At 46.8% G+C, this 15,637-nt stretch carries 13 protein-coding genes; 12 read left to right on the top strand and 1 reads right to left on the bottom strand.

Annotated elements, in window-relative coordinates; translation table 11 throughout:
• The 12 genes from I2H87_RS10440 to I2H87_RS10385 all read left to right on the top strand — a co-directional run bounded on the left by I2H87_RS10440 (position 1) and on the right by I2H87_RS10385 (position 14,851).
• Positions 1 to 1,557 carry a hypothetical protein gene (locus I2H87_RS10440; protein ID WP_243273918.1) on the top strand — a complete coding sequence of 519 codons (1,557 nt, stop codon included), beginning with the start codon at positions 1 to 3 and terminating at the stop codon, positions 1,555 to 1,557.
• On the top strand, positions 1,554 to 2,615 hold the full coding sequence (locus I2H87_RS10435; RefSeq protein WP_195609900.1) for an ABC transporter permease: 1,062 nt from the start codon (positions 1,554 to 1,556) through the stop codon (positions 2,613 to 2,615). Before I2H87_RS10440 ends, I2H87_RS10435 begins: the two co-directional genes overlap by 4 nt.
• Positions 2,616 to 2,828: 213 nt before the next feature.
• The gene (locus I2H87_RS13835; RefSeq protein ID WP_009267021.1) at positions 2,829 to 3,899 is read left to right on the top strand and encodes a hypothetical protein; all 1,071 of its coding nucleotides are present in this window, start codon (positions 2,829 to 2,831) and stop codon (positions 3,897 to 3,899) included.
• 271 nt (positions 3,900 to 4,170) lie between these two features.
• Positions 4,171 to 4,782 (top strand): FHA domain-containing protein, encoded by a 612-nt coding sequence (locus tag I2H87_RS10425; protein ID WP_022151694.1) that lies wholly within the window; start codon positions 4,171 to 4,173, stop codon positions 4,780 to 4,782.
• Between the two features lie 49 nt (positions 4,783 to 4,831).
• Positions 4,832 to 7,099, top strand: coding sequence for a hydratase (locus tag I2H87_RS10420; RefSeq protein WP_009267019.1), 2,268 nt, complete (start codon positions 4,832 to 4,834; stop codon positions 7,097 to 7,099).
• A gap of 107 nt (positions 7,100 to 7,206) precedes the next feature.
• On the top strand, positions 7,207 to 8,007 hold the full coding sequence (locus I2H87_RS10415; protein WP_044954627.1) for a sigma-70 domain-containing protein: 801 nt from the start codon (positions 7,207 to 7,209) through the stop codon (positions 8,005 to 8,007).
• A gap of 132 nt (positions 8,008 to 8,139) precedes the next feature.
• Complete coding sequence (locus tag I2H87_RS10410) at positions 8,140 to 8,655, top strand: RNA polymerase sigma factor (RefSeq protein WP_009267017.1); 516 nt, start codon at positions 8,140 to 8,142, stop codon at positions 8,653 to 8,655.
• Between the two features lie 23 nt (positions 8,656 to 8,678).
• Positions 8,679 to 10,640 (top strand): beta-propeller domain-containing protein, encoded by a 1,962-nt coding sequence (locus tag I2H87_RS10405; RefSeq protein ID WP_195609898.1) that lies wholly within the window; start codon positions 8,679 to 8,681, stop codon positions 10,638 to 10,640.
• Positions 10,641 to 10,783: 143 nt separating this feature from the next.
• On the top strand, positions 10,784 to 11,545 hold the full coding sequence (locus tag I2H87_RS10400) for a TatD family hydrolase (protein ID WP_009267015.1): 762 nt from the start codon (positions 10,784 to 10,786) through the stop codon (positions 11,543 to 11,545).
• Complete coding sequence (gene rsmA, locus I2H87_RS10395; protein WP_195609896.1) at positions 11,542 to 12,432, top strand: 16S rRNA (adenine(1518)-N(6)/adenine(1519)-N(6))-dimethyltransferase RsmA; 891 nt, start codon at positions 11,542 to 11,544, stop codon at positions 12,430 to 12,432. Before I2H87_RS10400 ends, rsmA begins: the two co-directional genes overlap by 4 nt.
• 110 nt (positions 12,433 to 12,542) lie before the next feature.
• A complete protein-coding gene (locus tag I2H87_RS10390; protein WP_022151698.1) occupies positions 12,543 to 13,913 on the top strand; it encodes a citrate/2-methylcitrate synthase in 1,371 nt (456 codons plus the stop codon).
• A gap of 8 nt (positions 13,914 to 13,921) precedes the next feature.
• Positions 13,922 to 14,851: an alpha/beta fold hydrolase gene (locus tag I2H87_RS10385; RefSeq protein WP_009267012.1), complete on the top strand. Its 930-nt coding sequence runs from the start codon at positions 13,922 to 13,924 to the stop codon at positions 14,849 to 14,851.
• A gap of 77 nt (positions 14,852 to 14,928) precedes the next feature.
• Here I2H87_RS10385 and I2H87_RS10380 read toward each other — a convergent pair whose 3' ends face one another.
• The gene (locus I2H87_RS10380) at positions 14,929 to 15,411 is read right to left on the bottom strand and encodes a sporulation initiation factor Spo0A C-terminal domain-containing protein (RefSeq protein WP_022151699.1); all 483 of its coding nucleotides are present in this window, start codon (positions 15,409 to 15,411) and stop codon (positions 14,929 to 14,931) included.
• Between the last annotated feature and the right edge of the window lie 226 nt (positions 15,412 to 15,637).

The raw sequence follows: 15,637 nt of genomic DNA, 5'->3' as shown, positions 1-15,637 counted from the left end.
ATGAAGAAAATGAAGATCAGTAAAAAAAAGACAGCGGCGACCGCATTTGCCGTATTTTTTCTTGTGATGGCGGTCTGCACCGCGGTTTCCCGTGCGGCGGCATCTATGGTCGTGCCGACGGTGACGACAGGCAGGGTGCAGGAGGGAAAACTCAACATTCTGATCCGTGGGAACGGAACGGTGGAGACAAGATCGGAACATCTGCTTGCACTGCAACGCGGACTGCGTGTGGAAAAGGTACAACCGACCGGATCGGCTGTAAAGCAGGGAGACGTGATCCTGCAGTATGATAAGGCATATTTGCAGGAAAGCATAGAGAAGAAACAGGCAGAGATCACGAAACTGGAGCTGGCAGTCGGACAGGCTCAGCTCACGGGAGAACCGCCGGCGAGAGTGGAGGCTTCCGAGGGTGCAGCAAGAGACGTACAACTGGCAGAGGAAAATTATTCCAAAGCATGGGAGGCCTATTCCTCGGCGGAGCGTGCGTGGAATGAGGGAACCGCACAGCAACAGCAGATATTGGATGCGGAAATACAGGCTGCGGAAACGGAAAAAGAAGCGGCAATGCAGCAGGCACAGCAGATGGAAAGTGAGGGAAAACCAGAAGAGGCAGAGAAGCTGCGCCAACAGGCAGAAGCAGCGGCAGTGGAAAGAAAAACACAGGCGCAGGCAGTCTACGACGGAGCAGTGCAGGAATTGGAGGCACAGAAAACACAGGCGGAGACGGAACTTCAGAATCAGGAGTCGGCAAGAACCCAGTCGTATAATGCGTATCAGAGCGCGCAGGAGCAAGACGCAGCCGCGGCGGAAAATGACCAGAAGACAGCGGAAGCTGGCAATTACAGTGTACAGTCGGCGCAGGTGGATCTGGATCTTGCAAGGAAAGAACTGGAAAAACTGGTACAGATGCAGAATGAAAACGGAGAAGTCAAAGCGCCTGTGGACGGTGTATTAAAAAAGAGTTCCATGACAGCGGGAAATGTGACGGATGATACTTCCTTTCTGATGCTCGGCTGTGGAGGATACCGGATCAAGGGCGCTCTGACGGCGGAAGATCTGTCTAAGATCGAACAGGGGGACGAAGTGTCGGTGACGGTTCCGGGAAAAGGAAAAGCATTGAAAAAGAATGTAGAAGAAGTGCGGTTTGGAGCGGATGCCTCTTTCGGAACAGCGGGAGAGAAGAGTGCACAGGGAGGTGGAAGCGCATCGGGCGGACAAAATATGGCGGGAGTATTCTATGTACCGCTGGAAGAAAATGAAGCCATGTACGGCAGTGAGGTCTCGTATGAGATCAGCAGACAGACGGAGTCGGCTTATCAGCAGATTCTTCCGCTTTCGGCAGTCAGAAAAGATTCGGACGGTACATTCTGCCTTGTGGCAGAACAGGAGGAAACGATACTCGGAAATGAGTATAAAGCAAAGCGGGTTCCGGTGACGGTACTTGAAAAGGATGGGAGCAGCGCGGCGGTAAACGCAGCGCTTGATCCGGATGACAAGGTGATCATCGGGAGTAGTAAAGAGATTGCGCCGGGAGATAAGGTGAGGCTTGAAGAATGAAAAAGAAATGGATCAAAACAGGCATCGTCTTTTTGGGAGCAGGGTGTTGGTTTCTGGCACTTCTGTTTTATGGAGAGACCGAAAAAAAAGCGGGATGTTTCAATGCATATTATGATACGCCCGTTCTCACCCGGAGCGCATTATCCGCGTTCACAGAACAGGCAGAACAGAAAGAACCGGGAGAACAGGCGGATGTATTGCCGCAGACGACAGGATGGTCCATGGAAGAAATGCAGTCTGTAAGCAGTGAAGTCCGGGAAGTGGTAACAGCTGATGTATGGAAGATCGCAGGAAGTATGGAAAGCTTCTTTGCGGGACAACTCGCCGGCGGCAGTTATCCATGGGAAGACGATGTGCAGGGCTGTATGGTGAGTACAGCGCTTGCGGAAAAATTATTTGGAACAAAAAACGTACAGGGAAACCGGATCACGATCGCGGGAATGGAGTATTACATTCGAGGATGTGTGAAAAACGGAAGTATATTTGCGGCTGTCCGGGCAGAAGAGGAAGAGGGACTGAACGGGATTTTTCTGGAATACGGGGAGAAATCGAAGCCGGCTTCTTCCGCACAAAGTCTTTTGATGCAGATGACCGGAAAGGAAGCAAACGGTTTTTTTGAGGGAAATTTGTACAGCGCACTTGCAAGGGCTATTGTTTCGCTTCCGTTATGGCTATTGTTTTTTGTATACATAAGAAACGGATATCGCCAGTTGAACCGGATCTCAGGATCCGGCATCCGATTTTTGGCAAAAATGCTGGTCGCAGGGGCAATTTGCGGGATGACGGCAGCAGGGCTTGCGTGGACATTTCGGTTCAGCGGCGATTATCTGCCCACAATGTGGTCGGATATGGGATTTTTTCCACGGCTGATTGCCGAAAAACGGGAAGTATTTAGGGAACTTCAGCGCTGCTTGTTGTGCCCGGGAGACGAACGGGTCTTTTCTGATCTGAAAAATACGATCCTGTTTACGGGGCTCACGGTTTTGGCAGAAATAATCTTCGTATCGTCAGGCAGCCCAAAACAGATGGAGAGCCGCAAAGATGGGAGGGAATCGTAAGTCAAATTTCCCGAAGAAGTGCACAAATCTGACAAGAAAGTCAGGAGAAAACGGAAATAGAAACTACGGAACTGTATTTTTAGACAAAAACTGCGGCAGATGTAGAAATGTGTCAAACGGTTATGGAAGAAATTGCCGGATATTTGAGATATAATGATTTCGGACACAATCCCGGATCATTGTGCATAAATTTCATAACAGGAGGATTTGGCTATGTTTTATGAAGTCATCACCGGCACCGATATTATGTTTTATCTGATGATAGCGGTCGGAGTCATCGGAGGCGTGGCAAAAGTTGTAAATTTGTTTACGCTTCGTCGGATGGCACGGGCAGCCGGCAACATGTCAAAGAGCACACACAGACTGATAAGACTGGTACGCGCGAAATATGAGCACGCGTGCATGCTGCACGACAGAGTAGAAAATGCAGAAGCATTTGTGGAAAAATACATATATGAATACAGGGGGATGGGATTTCGGATCCATACCTGGAGACAGTTGGAGGTGCAGTCCATCTGGTTTGCGGGGATTCTGGCGGCGCTTGGAGCTGTTTTCAATTACACTGCATTTGGAATGGGCGAACGTGTGTATCAGTTCGCAGCGCTTGGAGCCGCGGAGATGGTCCTGCTGTTTGTGATCAGTCAAGTATCGGACGAGCAGTATCGGATGGAAGCGATCAAAAATTATATGGTGGATTATCTGGAAAATGTATGTGCCTATAAGTACCGAAAGCTGCGTCAGAGCGAGCGGGAACAAAAAGCAAGGATCGATGTGATCCAGCCGGAAGCAGCTGTGCGCGGCGCCGGAAATACACAGGGAAATGTACAGGGAAATCAGCCGGGGAGCGTACAGGAAAAAGAGGCTGTGGAATGCAGCGCAGCCAATGAACCGGCGGCAGGACCGCTGAAAAGTGTGAAGCGAAAGGAAATGAGATCCCGGGCAGGAAGAGGACAGGAACGTCCCGTTTCCCGCAGAAAAGTGCAGGAGGCAAGGCGGCAGGAAACCCGTCAGAAACGGGGAGTTCCGGAAGAGGGATTTTTGCAGGCAGAGCAGGAGCAGGAAGAACGCTTTCAGGAAGAGCGGTACAGTGAAGCTGCTCATTATATAGAAGAAACGGAGACAGAACTTCCGATCAATATTGAGGGGGAACCAAGAAATGTGGAGAACGGGGAGAAGAGACGTTCTCCGGCAGAAAGACGTGTGAGCCGGGAAACAGACGGGGAGGATCGGCCGGCGTTGAAAGAGGCGGCGATCCGGCAGATCCTGGAGGAATTTCTGGCATGACAGAGTCTGGCGTCAGTGCGCAAGGGAAAATACGACCGTTTTCCACTTTGTACACCTGCGCTACGCATATCGAAGTAAAAAACAGGGGAGCGGAAATGTGCGGGTGACGGACAAGCCCGCGGATGAGTATGAATAAGAGGTTGCGGAAATGCGGACGAAAAGAGTTCGAGTGACATTACATTGAGAACGGTGGGAGAGGATCCCGCCGTTTTTTCTTGCCTGCGGTGAAAAAATATAGTAAGATAAAATAAGTTTAAAAGGAGATGAACGTATGTGGTATTGGATTGTGATGGGGATTTTGATCTTTGTTGCGGTGCTGCTCATTGTGATCATCATTGTAGCGCTGAAAAAAGAGAAAAAGACGCAGGACGGTTATGACTACGACGAGGAGTACGAAGATGATCTGGAAGATGACGATTATGAGTACGAAGAAGAATATCGCCAGCCGCGCCGTGTAAAAGAAACAGTGGATCACAGGGAAGTGCCGGGGCAGACAACGCCGTTTCCGGCAGCAGGCGAGCGTGGGAAAGAACTTACGTCCAAAGGTCCGGTGAAAAAGCAATGGAAACTGATTCTGGAGAATCTCGATACATGGGAAAAATTTGATTTCATTTTCTATGACAATATCGGGATCGGAAGAAGCCGGAACAGTTCGGAATTTGAGAGGTTCCTGTCGGTACAGGATGATCCGAGAGTGTCAAAACTGCACTGCGCGGTCATTCGGAAAGAGGACAAGCTGTATCTGAAAGATATGGGTTCCCGAAACGGTACATATCTGAACGGACGCAGGATCCAGCAGCCGGTTGTGATCCAGAGAGATGATGTGATCGGGGTTGGAGAGACAAAGATCGAGGTAAAAAAAGTACTGCGCGAAAGAGATTAGACGCAAAGAAAAACACCGTGCATACGGCGCAAAATAAAGGAGGATTTACATGATCAAATTATATGACAACGGAGTATATCTGCTCAACGGAAAAGAACTTGTAGAAGACAAAGCGGGAGTGCAGGCTCCGATTTCTAAAGAAGAAGCGGCGAAAAATACGATGGCATACAGTATTTTGAGTGCGCACAATACATCGGGAAATATGGAGAATCTGCAGATCAAATTTGATAAGCTGACTTCCCATGATATTACATTTGTCGGGATCATCCAGACAGCCAGAGCGTCAGGTCTTGAGAAGTTCCCGATCCCGTATGTGCTGACAAACTGTCACAACTCGCTTTGTGCGGTCGGCGGTACGATCAATGAAGATGACCATATGTTTGGACTGACTTGCGCAAAGAAATACGGCGGCGTATATGTTCCGCCGCATCAGGCAGTCATCCATCAGTATGCAAGAGAGATGCTTGCAGGCGGAGGAAAGATGATCCTCGGTTCCGACAGCCATACCCGTTACGGTGCGCTCGGAACGATGGCGATGGGCGAGGGCGGTCCGGAGCTTGTCAAACAGCTTCTGAACAAGACTTATGATATCAAGATGCCGGGAGTGATCGGTATTTATCTGGACGGCGAGCCGATGAAAGGCGTTGGTCCGCAGGATGTGGCGCTGGCGATCATCGGGGCGACATTTAAAAATGGCTATGTAAACAATAAAGTAATGGAATTTGTCGGACCGGGCGTTGAGAAACTGAGCGCGGATTTCCGTATCGGAATCGACGTAATGACGACCGAGACGACTTGTCTGTCCTCGATCTGGAAGACAGATGAAAAGATCCGTGAATTTTATGAGATCCACGGAAGAAGCGGCGATTATAAAGAACTGAATCCGGGAGCATGCGCATATTATGACGGTATGGTTTATGTGAACTTAAGCGAGATCAAACCAATGATCGCGATGCCGTTCCATCCGAGCAACGTATATACGATCGATGAGCTGAATGCAAACCTCAAAGACATTCTTCACGATGTAGAGCAGAAAGCGCTTGTCAGTCTGGACGGTGCGGTCGATTACACACTGCAGGACAAGATCGTAGACGGAAAGCTGTATGTGGAGCAGGGAATCATCGCAGGATGCGCGGGCGGCGGATTTGAAAATATCTGCGCAGCGGCAGACATTATCCGCGGAAAGAATATCGGTGCGGACGAGTTCACATTCAGCGTATACCCGGCAAGTACGCCGATTTATATGGAACTGGTGAAAAACGGAGCGGTTGCAGATCTGATGGCAGCGGGAACGATCGTGAAGACGGCATTCTGCGGTCCGTGCTTCGGTGCGGGAGATACGCCGGCCAACAATGCGCTTTCCATCCGTCACTCGACAAGAAACTTCCCGAACCGTGAGGGATCCAAGCTGCAGAGCGGACAGATTTCGTCCGTAGCGCTTATGGATGCACGTTCGATCGCGGCAACGGCGGCAAACAAAGGATTCCTGACTCCGGCAACGGCGATGGATGTGGAATATAAAGGACAGAAATATCATTTTGATTCCAGCATTTATGCGAATCGTGTATTTGACAGTAAGGGTGTAGCAGATCCGTCCGTGGAGATCAAATTCGGACCGAATATCAAAGACTGGCCGGCAATGTCCGCGCTGCCGGAGAACCTGATCCTGAAAGTTGTTTCCGAGATTCATGATCCGGTGACGACGACCGATGAGCTGATCCCGTCCGGAGAGACTTCCTCTTACCGTTCTAATCCGCTGGGACTTGCGGAATTCGCACTTTCCAGAAAGGATCCGGCATATGTGGGACGTGCGAAAGAGGTACAGGCAGCACAGAAAGCGATCGAAGCAGGAAATTGTCCTTTAGATGCACTGGAAGAACTGAAACCGGTTATGGAGACGATCCGGAAAGCGTATCCCGAAGTCGGAGAGGGTAATATCGGTGTCGGAAGCACGATCTTTGCGGTGAAACCGGGAGACGGATCCGCCCGTGAACAGGCGGCGTCCTGTCAGAAAGTGCTTGGCGGCTGGGCAAATATTGCCAATGAATACGCAACAAAGCGGTATCGTTCGAATCTGATCAACTGGGGAATGCTTCCGTTTTTGACAGATGCGGATCACGAAGCGCTTCCGTTTAAGAACGGCGAGTATCTGTTCGTTCCGGATGTGAGAAATGTGATCGAAAAGAAGCAGTCCGAGGTAAAAGCTTATGTGGTCGGCGCAGAATTGAAAGAGATCACACTTCGCCTGGGCGACATGACAGATGCGGAAAGAGAGATCATTTTAAAAGGATGCTTGATCAATTATTACAAAGGTTAGAGATGAATAAGCGATACAAAAAGAGATGATACAAGGAGCAGGGAGTGATTCCCTGCTCTAATAGTCTAAAGAATCATAATCTGAAAAGGGAAAGGTGTACGAAGCGCATGGGAAGCGAGAAAGAATTTCTGCAAAAATTAAAAGAATTATTGGATATTGCGGCAGTCAGCGGCAATCGGATCACAACAGAAGAGGTCGGAGCATTCTTTGGGGACAGTGAATTGTCAGAGGAGCAGATGCTGCTTGTATATGATTACCTGCTCACGCAGAAGATTTCTGTGGTCGGATACATGAAAGGACAGGAATTGACGGAGAAAGCGGAGAAAGAGACAGCGGCGGCATATACGCCGGAAGAAAAAGAGTATCTGGAAGAATACCGCAGGGAACTTTCCGGAATCCGTCCGGCAGAAGCAGGAGAAAGGGAGAGACTTTTTGAAGCTGCGGCGGCAGGAGATGGGCTTGCGAAGAGCCGTCTGACGGAATTGTACCTTATGACGGTGCTTGGCATTGCGGAGCAGATGCACACGAAAGAGGTATTTTTAGGGGATCTGGTACAGGAGGGAAATGTCAGTCTTCTGCTTGCGCTGGATCTTCTGGACGGTGCGGAAAATGCGGAAGCATTTTTGCTGGATGAAATCCGTCAGGGAATGGCACAGATGATCGAAGAACAGCAGGAACAGAAGCGTTGCGACAGAAAGATGGAACAACAGGTCAATCATCTGGATGATACGCTTCATCAGCTTGCAGACGAGAAAGGCCGTGCGGTAACGATCGACGAGCTGGCAAAATATATGAAGATGTCCGAAGAAGAGATTTTGGATATTATGAAGCTGGCAGGGGAAGATTTATATGAGAAATACAAGAAAACGGATGATAAAAATCCGGACGATACAAAACCGGAACTGTGATCCGGAATTGTAAATCTTATTGCATTATAAATTTTTTGGATTTCTTTGCAACAAAGCAGACTTTTTTTGACTCTAATAGATAAGAACAGTAGAAGCGGACGTATTTTGTCCGGAAAGAAAGGAGGGGAACGGATGAAAGATTTTGAAAACTGTTCGGAAACAGTATTGATCCGCAGAGCACGCCGGGGAGATATTCAGGCATTCGGCGTATTATATGGGAGGATTTATAAAGAACTTTACCGATTTGCATTGTATACGATGCGCCATAAGCAGGACGCGGAAGATGTGGTAAGCGAGACGGTTGTTGCAGCCTACGAGGGCATCGACCGTCTGAAAAAGGAGGAATCTTTCCGAAGCTGGATCTTTACGATCCTGGCGAATCAATGCAAAAAGCGTTTTTTACGAAAAGGAGAGACGGAGGAACTGAGTGATGAGCTGATCGCAGAAGAGCCGGATCACGCATCAGACCATGATGTGAGGGAAGCTTTGATGCTGCTTGGGGAAGACGATCGGCTGATCGTTGCCTGGTCTGTGCTCGGAGGATATTCCAGCGAGGAGATCGGGAAGATTCTGGAGATGAATCCGGCAACGGTTCGTTCCCGGAAGTCGAGAGCATTGGAACAGATGCACCGGATCCTTGAAAATTAGGGTGAAAGAAAGGGGATTTCAGTATGGAGATGGATGGGAAAAACATCAAAAAGCTGATTGATGAACAGACTGATAAATTAGAAGTTCCTGCTTCTTTGCAGCCGGAAGCAGTTGTTGAAAGATTAGAAGAAAAAGCAAAGAAAAAGAGAAGATCCTACTATAAGAAAGCGGCAGCGTTTGCAGCCTGCGGCGTGGTCGTACTGGGGATCGGAGCAGTCGGTATGTGGAATCGACTCAGCCCGGACGATGGAGAAACCCTGTATAAGACAGCAGACAAGGGGGAAAAGACCGAAAGCGGTGAGGTCACAGCCGGCAGGATTGATACAGCGGAAGATTTTGATCAGATCTATGGATTTATAAAAGCAGAGAGGGATGCACAGGAAAAGGATGCTGCGGCTTACGGAGCGGAAAAGAACGCCGTGAGCGATACTGCCTCAAGTGCACAGACCATGGAGGCAGACAGTACGGGCGGTGCGGGATATTCGGATACGAATATCCGGCAGGATGGCGTCGGAGAAGGTGATATTGCGAAAACAGACGGAGAGCGGCTGTATATTTTGAATAATCAGACGATCGAGATCGTCGGGATCGAGCAGGAGACGATGGAGAAGATCGGGGAGATTCCGCTGAACGGAGAGGTTCATTTTTCCGAATTTTTTGTTGAGGGGGACCGTCTGGTTGCCGTGTATGGAGAGTATCCGGAGGAGACAGGCCCCACCGGTTCGTATCCGTACAGAGAATATACGACAGCAGAGACTTTTGACATCAGCGATCCGGAAAATCCGGTTTCATTGGGGAAGATCACACAGAGCGGAAGCTATCATACGATGCGGATCGTGGACGGATATGTGTATCTGTTCAGTGATTTTCGCGCGGATATATCGGTGCTGAGAACGGATCTTTCGGGATATATTCCGACGATACAGGGCGAATATATGGACAGCAGTAATATTGTGATCCCACCGGTCAAACGCGGAAGCAGCTATACGGTGATCACTTCATTTTCGCTGCAGGATCCCGGGGAAGAGACGGATAGTAAAGCGGTATTCGGAACAGCAGGTCTCTGTTATGTGAGCGGAAAGAACATTTATATCTGTGAGACGGAGTATGCATCAAAAGAAACAGAGACAGACGCAACATGGATCCGAAAATTATCTTATGAAAACGGAGAATTAAAAGCTGTGGCACAGGCAAAGGTTCAAGGTGTATTGAATGATTCGTTCAGTATCGATGAATATGAGGGAAATCTTCGTCTGGTGACAACAGTGACGCCAGGATTCGGAAATTCCGTTATGCCGATCTCACAAGAGGAAGACTCTGTTCAGACAACGGAAAAGACCGTTACTACAAATACACTGTATGTTTTGGATGATAAGTTAAAAGAATTGTCCAGAATCGAAGAACTCGCTCCGGACGAAAGTATATATTCCGCACGGTTTATCGGAAATACCGGATATTTCGTAACATTCCGTCAAATGGATCCGTTGTTTTCCGTAGATCTTTCCGATCCGAAAAAGCCGGAAATACTCGGTGCACTTAAGATTCCGGGATTTTCCGAGTATCTTCATCCGTATGGAGACGGTCTGCTTCTCGGGATTGGAATGGATACAGATCCAACCGGAATGACGACAAACGGGGTGAAATTATCTATGTTTGATGTGAGTGACCCGAAAGACGTCAGGGAGATTCAAAAGTATGTGATCGAAGGTGCGTATTCCACAGATGCTGCTTACAATTATAAAGTGGTATTGGCGGATCCGGAAAAGAACCTGATCGGATTTACCGTAAATGCAGAGACGATCAGCTATTATGTATTTTCTTATGGAGAAGATGGATTTACATGCCTGATGCAGCGGGATATGACAGGTTATGCAACAAATGTACGTGCTTTTTATGTAGGGGATAGATTTTATCTTATTGCAGGAAATACAGTGGAAGCTTACGACGTGCATACATTTGAAAAGCTGGATGACATTGTGCTATAATAGATTTCAAATGTCAGGGTCAAAAGGTCATAAAACCACCTTGTGCTTGCACATAGGTGGTTTTATGACCTTATAATTCCCCGGTTTTTTAAACAATATTTTTTTGGATCCGGTTTTTACCGGATCACTGGAGGATCATAGCGATGATAATTGATACACATGCACATTATGATGATGAGCAGTTTGATGCGGACAGGGAAGCTTTGCTCGGCATGATGCAGGAGAACGGAATCGGGAAGATCGTAAATGCGAGCGCCGCGATCTCATCCTGGGACAGCGTGATAGAATTGACAAGGCGATATCCGTTCGTATATGGAATGATCGGTGTTCATCCGGATGAGGTCGGAGGACTGGATGAGGAGAAGTTGTTCAGGATGGAGCAGCTTCTCAAGGAAGAGAAGATCGTCGCGGTCGGCGAGATCGGTCTGGATTATTATTGGGATCAGGAAAGTCACGATGTGCAGAAAAAGTGGTTTGTCCGACAGTTGGAACTGGCAGAAAAGCTGGGAAAGCCTGTCAATATCCACAGCCGGGATGCGGCGGCGGATACAATGGAGATCATGCGTGAATATGGAAAAAGACTGCGCGGGATCATACACTGTTATTCCTATTCGCCGGAGATGGCGGCAGAATATGTCAAGATGGGATATTCGATTGGGATCGGCGGTGTTGTCACATTTAAAAACGGACGGAAATTAAAAGAAACTGTTCAGGAAGTTCCGATCGAATCTCTTGTGCTTGAAACAGACTGCCCGTATCTTTCGCCGGAACCGAATCGGGGAAAGCGAAATTCTTCACTGAATTTAAAATATGTAGCAGCGGCAATCGCGGAGTTAAAGGGAATTACACCGGAAGAAGTGATTCAGATCACATCGGAGAATGCAGAAAGGATATACGGGATATGAAAGAGCCAACGCTGGGAAATCCGCAAAATACAATTGCGGTACTCCAAAAGTATAATTTTTCGTTTCAAAAGAAATTCGGACAGAATTTTCTGATCGATACACATGTACTGGATAAGATCATCCGTTCAGCAGAAATTACAAAAGAGGATATGGTTGTTGAGATCGGTCCGGGAATCGGAACGATGACACAATATCTGGCATGTGCGGCGGGGAAAGTGGCTGCCATTGAGATTGATAAGGCGCTGATTCCGATTTTGGAAGATACGCTGGAGGGATATGAGAATGTGCAGGTTATCAATGACGACGTACTTAAAGTTGACATTGCAAAATTAGCGAAGGAAGAGAATGGCGGACGACCGATCAAAGTGGTTGCAAATTTGCCGTACTATATTACCACCCCCATCATTATGGGATTGTTTGAAAATCATGTACCGTTAAAAAGTATCACAGTTATGGTACAAAAGGAAGTAGCCGACCGGATGCAGGTAGGACCCGGAACAAAAGATTACGGCGCGCTCTCTTTGGCAGTCCAGTATTATGCGAAGCCTTATATTGTGGCGAATGTTCCGCCGAACTGCTTTATGCCGAGACCGAAAGTGGGATCTGCGGTCATCCGTCTGGAACGGTATGACGAACCGCCGGTACAGGTAGAAGATGAAAAGTTGATGTTCCGTATCATACGGGCGTCGTTCAATCAGAGAAGAAAGACACTGGCAAACGGTCTGAAAAATTCTCTGGAGCTTCAATTTTCAAAAGAAGAAATAGAAAAAGCAATCGAGGGAATTGGAAAGAGTGTCAGTGTGAGAGGGGAAGCGCTGACCTTGGAAGAGTTTGCCGCACTTTCCAACCTCTTGTGTGAAAGTGAAAGAATGCGTACGAAAGAGTGATTTTGTAACGATTTTCTCATAAATACTTAATAAACATTTTATTGTACAAAAAATGTGTTTTTTAGTATAATAAAAAAGTATATAAAAACGGAAAAAGGAGGAGCGCATATATGCAAAAGGATGTAGACAGCATTTTCTTTGAGAATACTCCCAGAATACAGGAACTGGCCCGTAAGTGTGAAGAGAATAATGCAATAGAAAGAGAACTGTATACTCAGTATGAGGTGAAGCGGGGACTGCGGGATCTGAATGGAAAAGGTGTGCTTGCAGGATTGACGAATATTTCAGATGTCTGCGCAAAGAAAGTAGTGAATGGTGAAGAAGTTCCGTGCGAGGGAAATCTTTATTATCGTGGGTACAATATCAAAGATATTGTCAAAGGATTTTTGGAAGCACATCATCCGGGATTTGAGGAGACAGCGTACCTGCTTTTATTCGGTGAACTGCCGACACAGAGTGAGTTGAAAGACTTTCAGGCGATGTTGGCAGAGCGAAGAATGCTCCCTCCGAATTTTGTAAGAGATATCATTATGAAAGCGCCAAGCAGGGATATGATGAACAACATTTCAAGATGTATCCTCCAGCTTTACAGCTATGATGCAAAAGCGGATGATACAACCATCCCGAATGTTCTTCGGCAGTGTCTGAACCTGATCAGTCAGTTCCCAATGCTGATGATTTACGGATATCATGCATATAATTACAGAAGAGGAAGAGATCTGTATATTTACGCTCCGGATCCGTCGCTTTCCACAGCGGAGAATATTTTGATGATGCTTCGGGAAGATCGGCAGTATACGGAACTGGAGGCAAAGATTCTGGATATGGCTCTTGTTCTTCACATGGATCACGGCGGTGGAAATAACTCTACGTTCACAACACACGTTGTAACGTCTTCCGGTACGGATACATATTCGACGATCGCCGCGGCGATGGCTTCCTTGAAAGGACCAAAACATGGCGGAGCGAATGTAAAAGTAACACAGATGTTTGATGATATGAAGAATACGCTCACAGACTGGGAAGATGAAGATCAGATTCGTCGTTATCTTGAGGCACTGCTTGATAAAAAAGCATTTGATCAGAAAGGTCTGATCTATGGAATGGGACATGCGATTTATTCGATTTCCGATCCGAGAGCAGATATTTTCAAAGGCTTTGTACAGCAGCTTGCAAAAGAGAAGCATCGTGAACAAGAGTATGCGCTTTATGAGAAAGTAGAACGTCTGGCGCCGGTTATTATCGGTGAGAAGCGTAAGATGTATAAAGGGGTTAATGCAAATGTAGACTTTTACAGTGGGCTTGTTTACAGTATGCTGAACTTGCCGCCGGCATTATACACACCGATTTTTGCTGCGGCGCGTATCGTAGGATGGAGTGCACATCGTTTGGAAGAGCTGAAGAATGTAGACAAGATTATTCGACCGGCATATAAGCCGCTTGCACCGCATCGGGAATATATAAAATTAGATGATAGGTAGAGAATAAAATGAAAGACGAATTTTATTTCCCGTCAAAAGATGGGAATACAGAGATTCATACGATTGAGTGGAAACCGGAAGGCGATGTGAAAGCAATTCTACAGATCAGTCACGGAATGGTTGAATATATAGACAGGTATCGTGAGTTTGCAGAGTATCTCTGCTCAAAAGGATATTATGTTGTGGGAAATGACCATTTGGGACACGGCAAGTCTGTACAGTGTAAGAGTGAATACGGATTTTTCCATGAAAAGTATGGGAATGCATGTCTGTTGGGAGATATGCATACACTGCGACAGCGCACAATGAAAAAATATCCCGGAGTTCCGTATTTTATTTTAGGGCACAGTATGGGATCTTCTCTGGTTCGTCAATATATTCAGATGTATGGAAACGGACTGGCAGGGGCACTGATCATCGGCGCTGTGGCTGAACGTCCTCAAATTGTCCTTAAGTTTGGAAAAAGACTGTGCCGTGGAATAGCAATGGTGCGCGGCTGGCATTTTAAAAGCAAACTGGTTGACAATATGGTGGTCGGATCTTTTAATAAAAAATTCAAGCCGGCTCGCACACGGGCTGATTGGGTGACAAGTGATCAGGAAAAGCTAGATGAGTATGTGGCGGATCCGCTTTGTTCGTTTATGTTTACTGTGAATGCTTATTATCATATGTTCAGCGGAATGATCGGTATGCAGAAAAAGGAGAGTGTATTTACAATTCCTAAGGCGATGCCGATCTTGATGGCGGCAGGAACGGAAGATCCGGTTGGTAAGTTTGGAAAAGGCGTCCGGCGTATCTATGAGAAATACAGAGCTGCCGGAATACAAGATGTGACGCTTCAATTATATCAGGGAGATCGGCATGAATTGCTGAATGAACGGGATCGGAATCAAGTGTATGAGGATTTCTATCGCTGGATGGAAAGCAAGATCAAATAATAAACAACGAATAAAAAAGGGAGCATATCAACAGTGTGATTTTGCGGTTGATATGCTCCCTTAAAAAATCAGGAAGATCATTTGATTGCATTATCCATACTTTTCTTTACAGAAGATAAGGTTCTTGCAAGAAGCGTTTCGATTTCATCGGATAAAATCTGCATTGCTTCCATATAAATCTCAGCTTTCAGCTCGCAGTTCTGGACAGAGCAATGGGCTGGAGTGCAGTCATTCCGACGATGTTCTTCCTGCTTTAATCTCAGGTAGAGAGTTTTCAGCAGATTCGAATTCTGTGTATTAACTGTATCAAGATATTTGTTGACCATATCCTGATTCCCTTTCATAATAGCAGTTTCAAAAGCATGACGGATTGCCCTTTCAACACGGGAAGAGGTTGTGTCGTTCTTCTTGGCAATGTCAATATACAATGCAGACATTTTCCCATCTGCATAATATGGATCCGTGTCGAATATTTCAATTGCATCACATATATACGAAAATCCCTTTACACCTGCCGGAACTCCAACATCTAGTAGTACATCAATAACTTTATCCCTCATTTGTGGCACCTCACTTTGTTTCTCTCTTTGAATCGTGCAAGTTATAGTTTACGATAAATACCAAAAAATGTCAACGAGAATTACAAATTTCTTGCAAAAACGGCTTGAATTTTCAAGAAATTTGTAATACACTTTAAAGTGTGAAAGTGAATGAAAATCCTAATCCCCCAGCTATGCTGGGGAGAATGGAGTAAGCAGTAGCGTGTAGGATAATAATAAAAAGCCT

It is taken from the genome of Mediterraneibacter glycyrrhizinilyticus (assembly GCF_015560805.1).
GTDB classification, from domain to species: Bacteria; Bacillota; Clostridia; order Lachnospirales; family Lachnospiraceae; genus Schaedlerella; species Schaedlerella glycyrrhizinilytica_A.
Note: the sequence above shows the minus strand (reverse complement) of the source record. Positions and strands in the feature narration are given on the sequence as shown.

What these genes read in the sequence shown, in the direction of transcription:
- I2H87_RS10410 (WP_009267017.1), top strand. Translation starts at nt 8,140, where the DNA reads ATGAAAGATTTTGAAAACTGTTCGGAAACAGTATTGATCCGCAGAGCA.
- rsmA (WP_195609896.1), top strand. Translation starts at nt 11,542, where the DNA reads ATGAAAGAGCCAACGCTGGGAAATCCGCAAAATACAATTGCGGTACTC.
- I2H87_RS10440 (WP_243273918.1), top strand. Translation starts at nt 1, where the DNA reads ATGAAGAAAATGAAGATCAGTAAAAAAAAGACAGCGGCGACCGCATTT.
- I2H87_RS10380 (WP_022151699.1), bottom strand. Translation starts at nt 15,411, where the DNA reads ATGAGGGATAAAGTTATTGATGTACTACTAGATGTTGGAGTTCCGGCA.
- I2H87_RS10415 (WP_044954627.1), top strand. Translation starts at nt 7,207, where the DNA reads ATGGGAAGCGAGAAAGAATTTCTGCAAAAATTAAAAGAATTATTGGAT.
- I2H87_RS10405 (WP_195609898.1), top strand. Translation starts at nt 8,679, where the DNA reads ATGGAGATGGATGGGAAAAACATCAAAAAGCTGATTGATGAACAGACT.
- I2H87_RS13835 (WP_009267021.1), top strand. Translation starts at nt 2,829, where the DNA reads ATGTTTTATGAAGTCATCACCGGCACCGATATTATGTTTTATCTGATG.
- I2H87_RS10425 (WP_022151694.1), top strand. Translation starts at nt 4,171, where the DNA reads ATGTGGTATTGGATTGTGATGGGGATTTTGATCTTTGTTGCGGTGCTG.
- I2H87_RS10390 (WP_022151698.1), top strand. Translation starts at nt 12,543, where the DNA reads ATGCAAAAGGATGTAGACAGCATTTTCTTTGAGAATACTCCCAGAATA.
- I2H87_RS10400 (WP_009267015.1), top strand. Translation starts at nt 10,784, where the DNA reads ATGATAATTGATACACATGCACATTATGATGATGAGCAGTTTGATGCG.
- I2H87_RS10435 (WP_195609900.1), top strand. Translation starts at nt 1,554, where the DNA reads ATGAAAAAGAAATGGATCAAAACAGGCATCGTCTTTTTGGGAGCAGGG.
- I2H87_RS10385 (WP_009267012.1), top strand. Translation starts at nt 13,922, where the DNA reads ATGAAAGACGAATTTTATTTCCCGTCAAAAGATGGGAATACAGAGATT.
- I2H87_RS10420 (WP_009267019.1), top strand. Translation starts at nt 4,832, where the DNA reads ATGATCAAATTATATGACAACGGAGTATATCTGCTCAACGGAAAAGAA.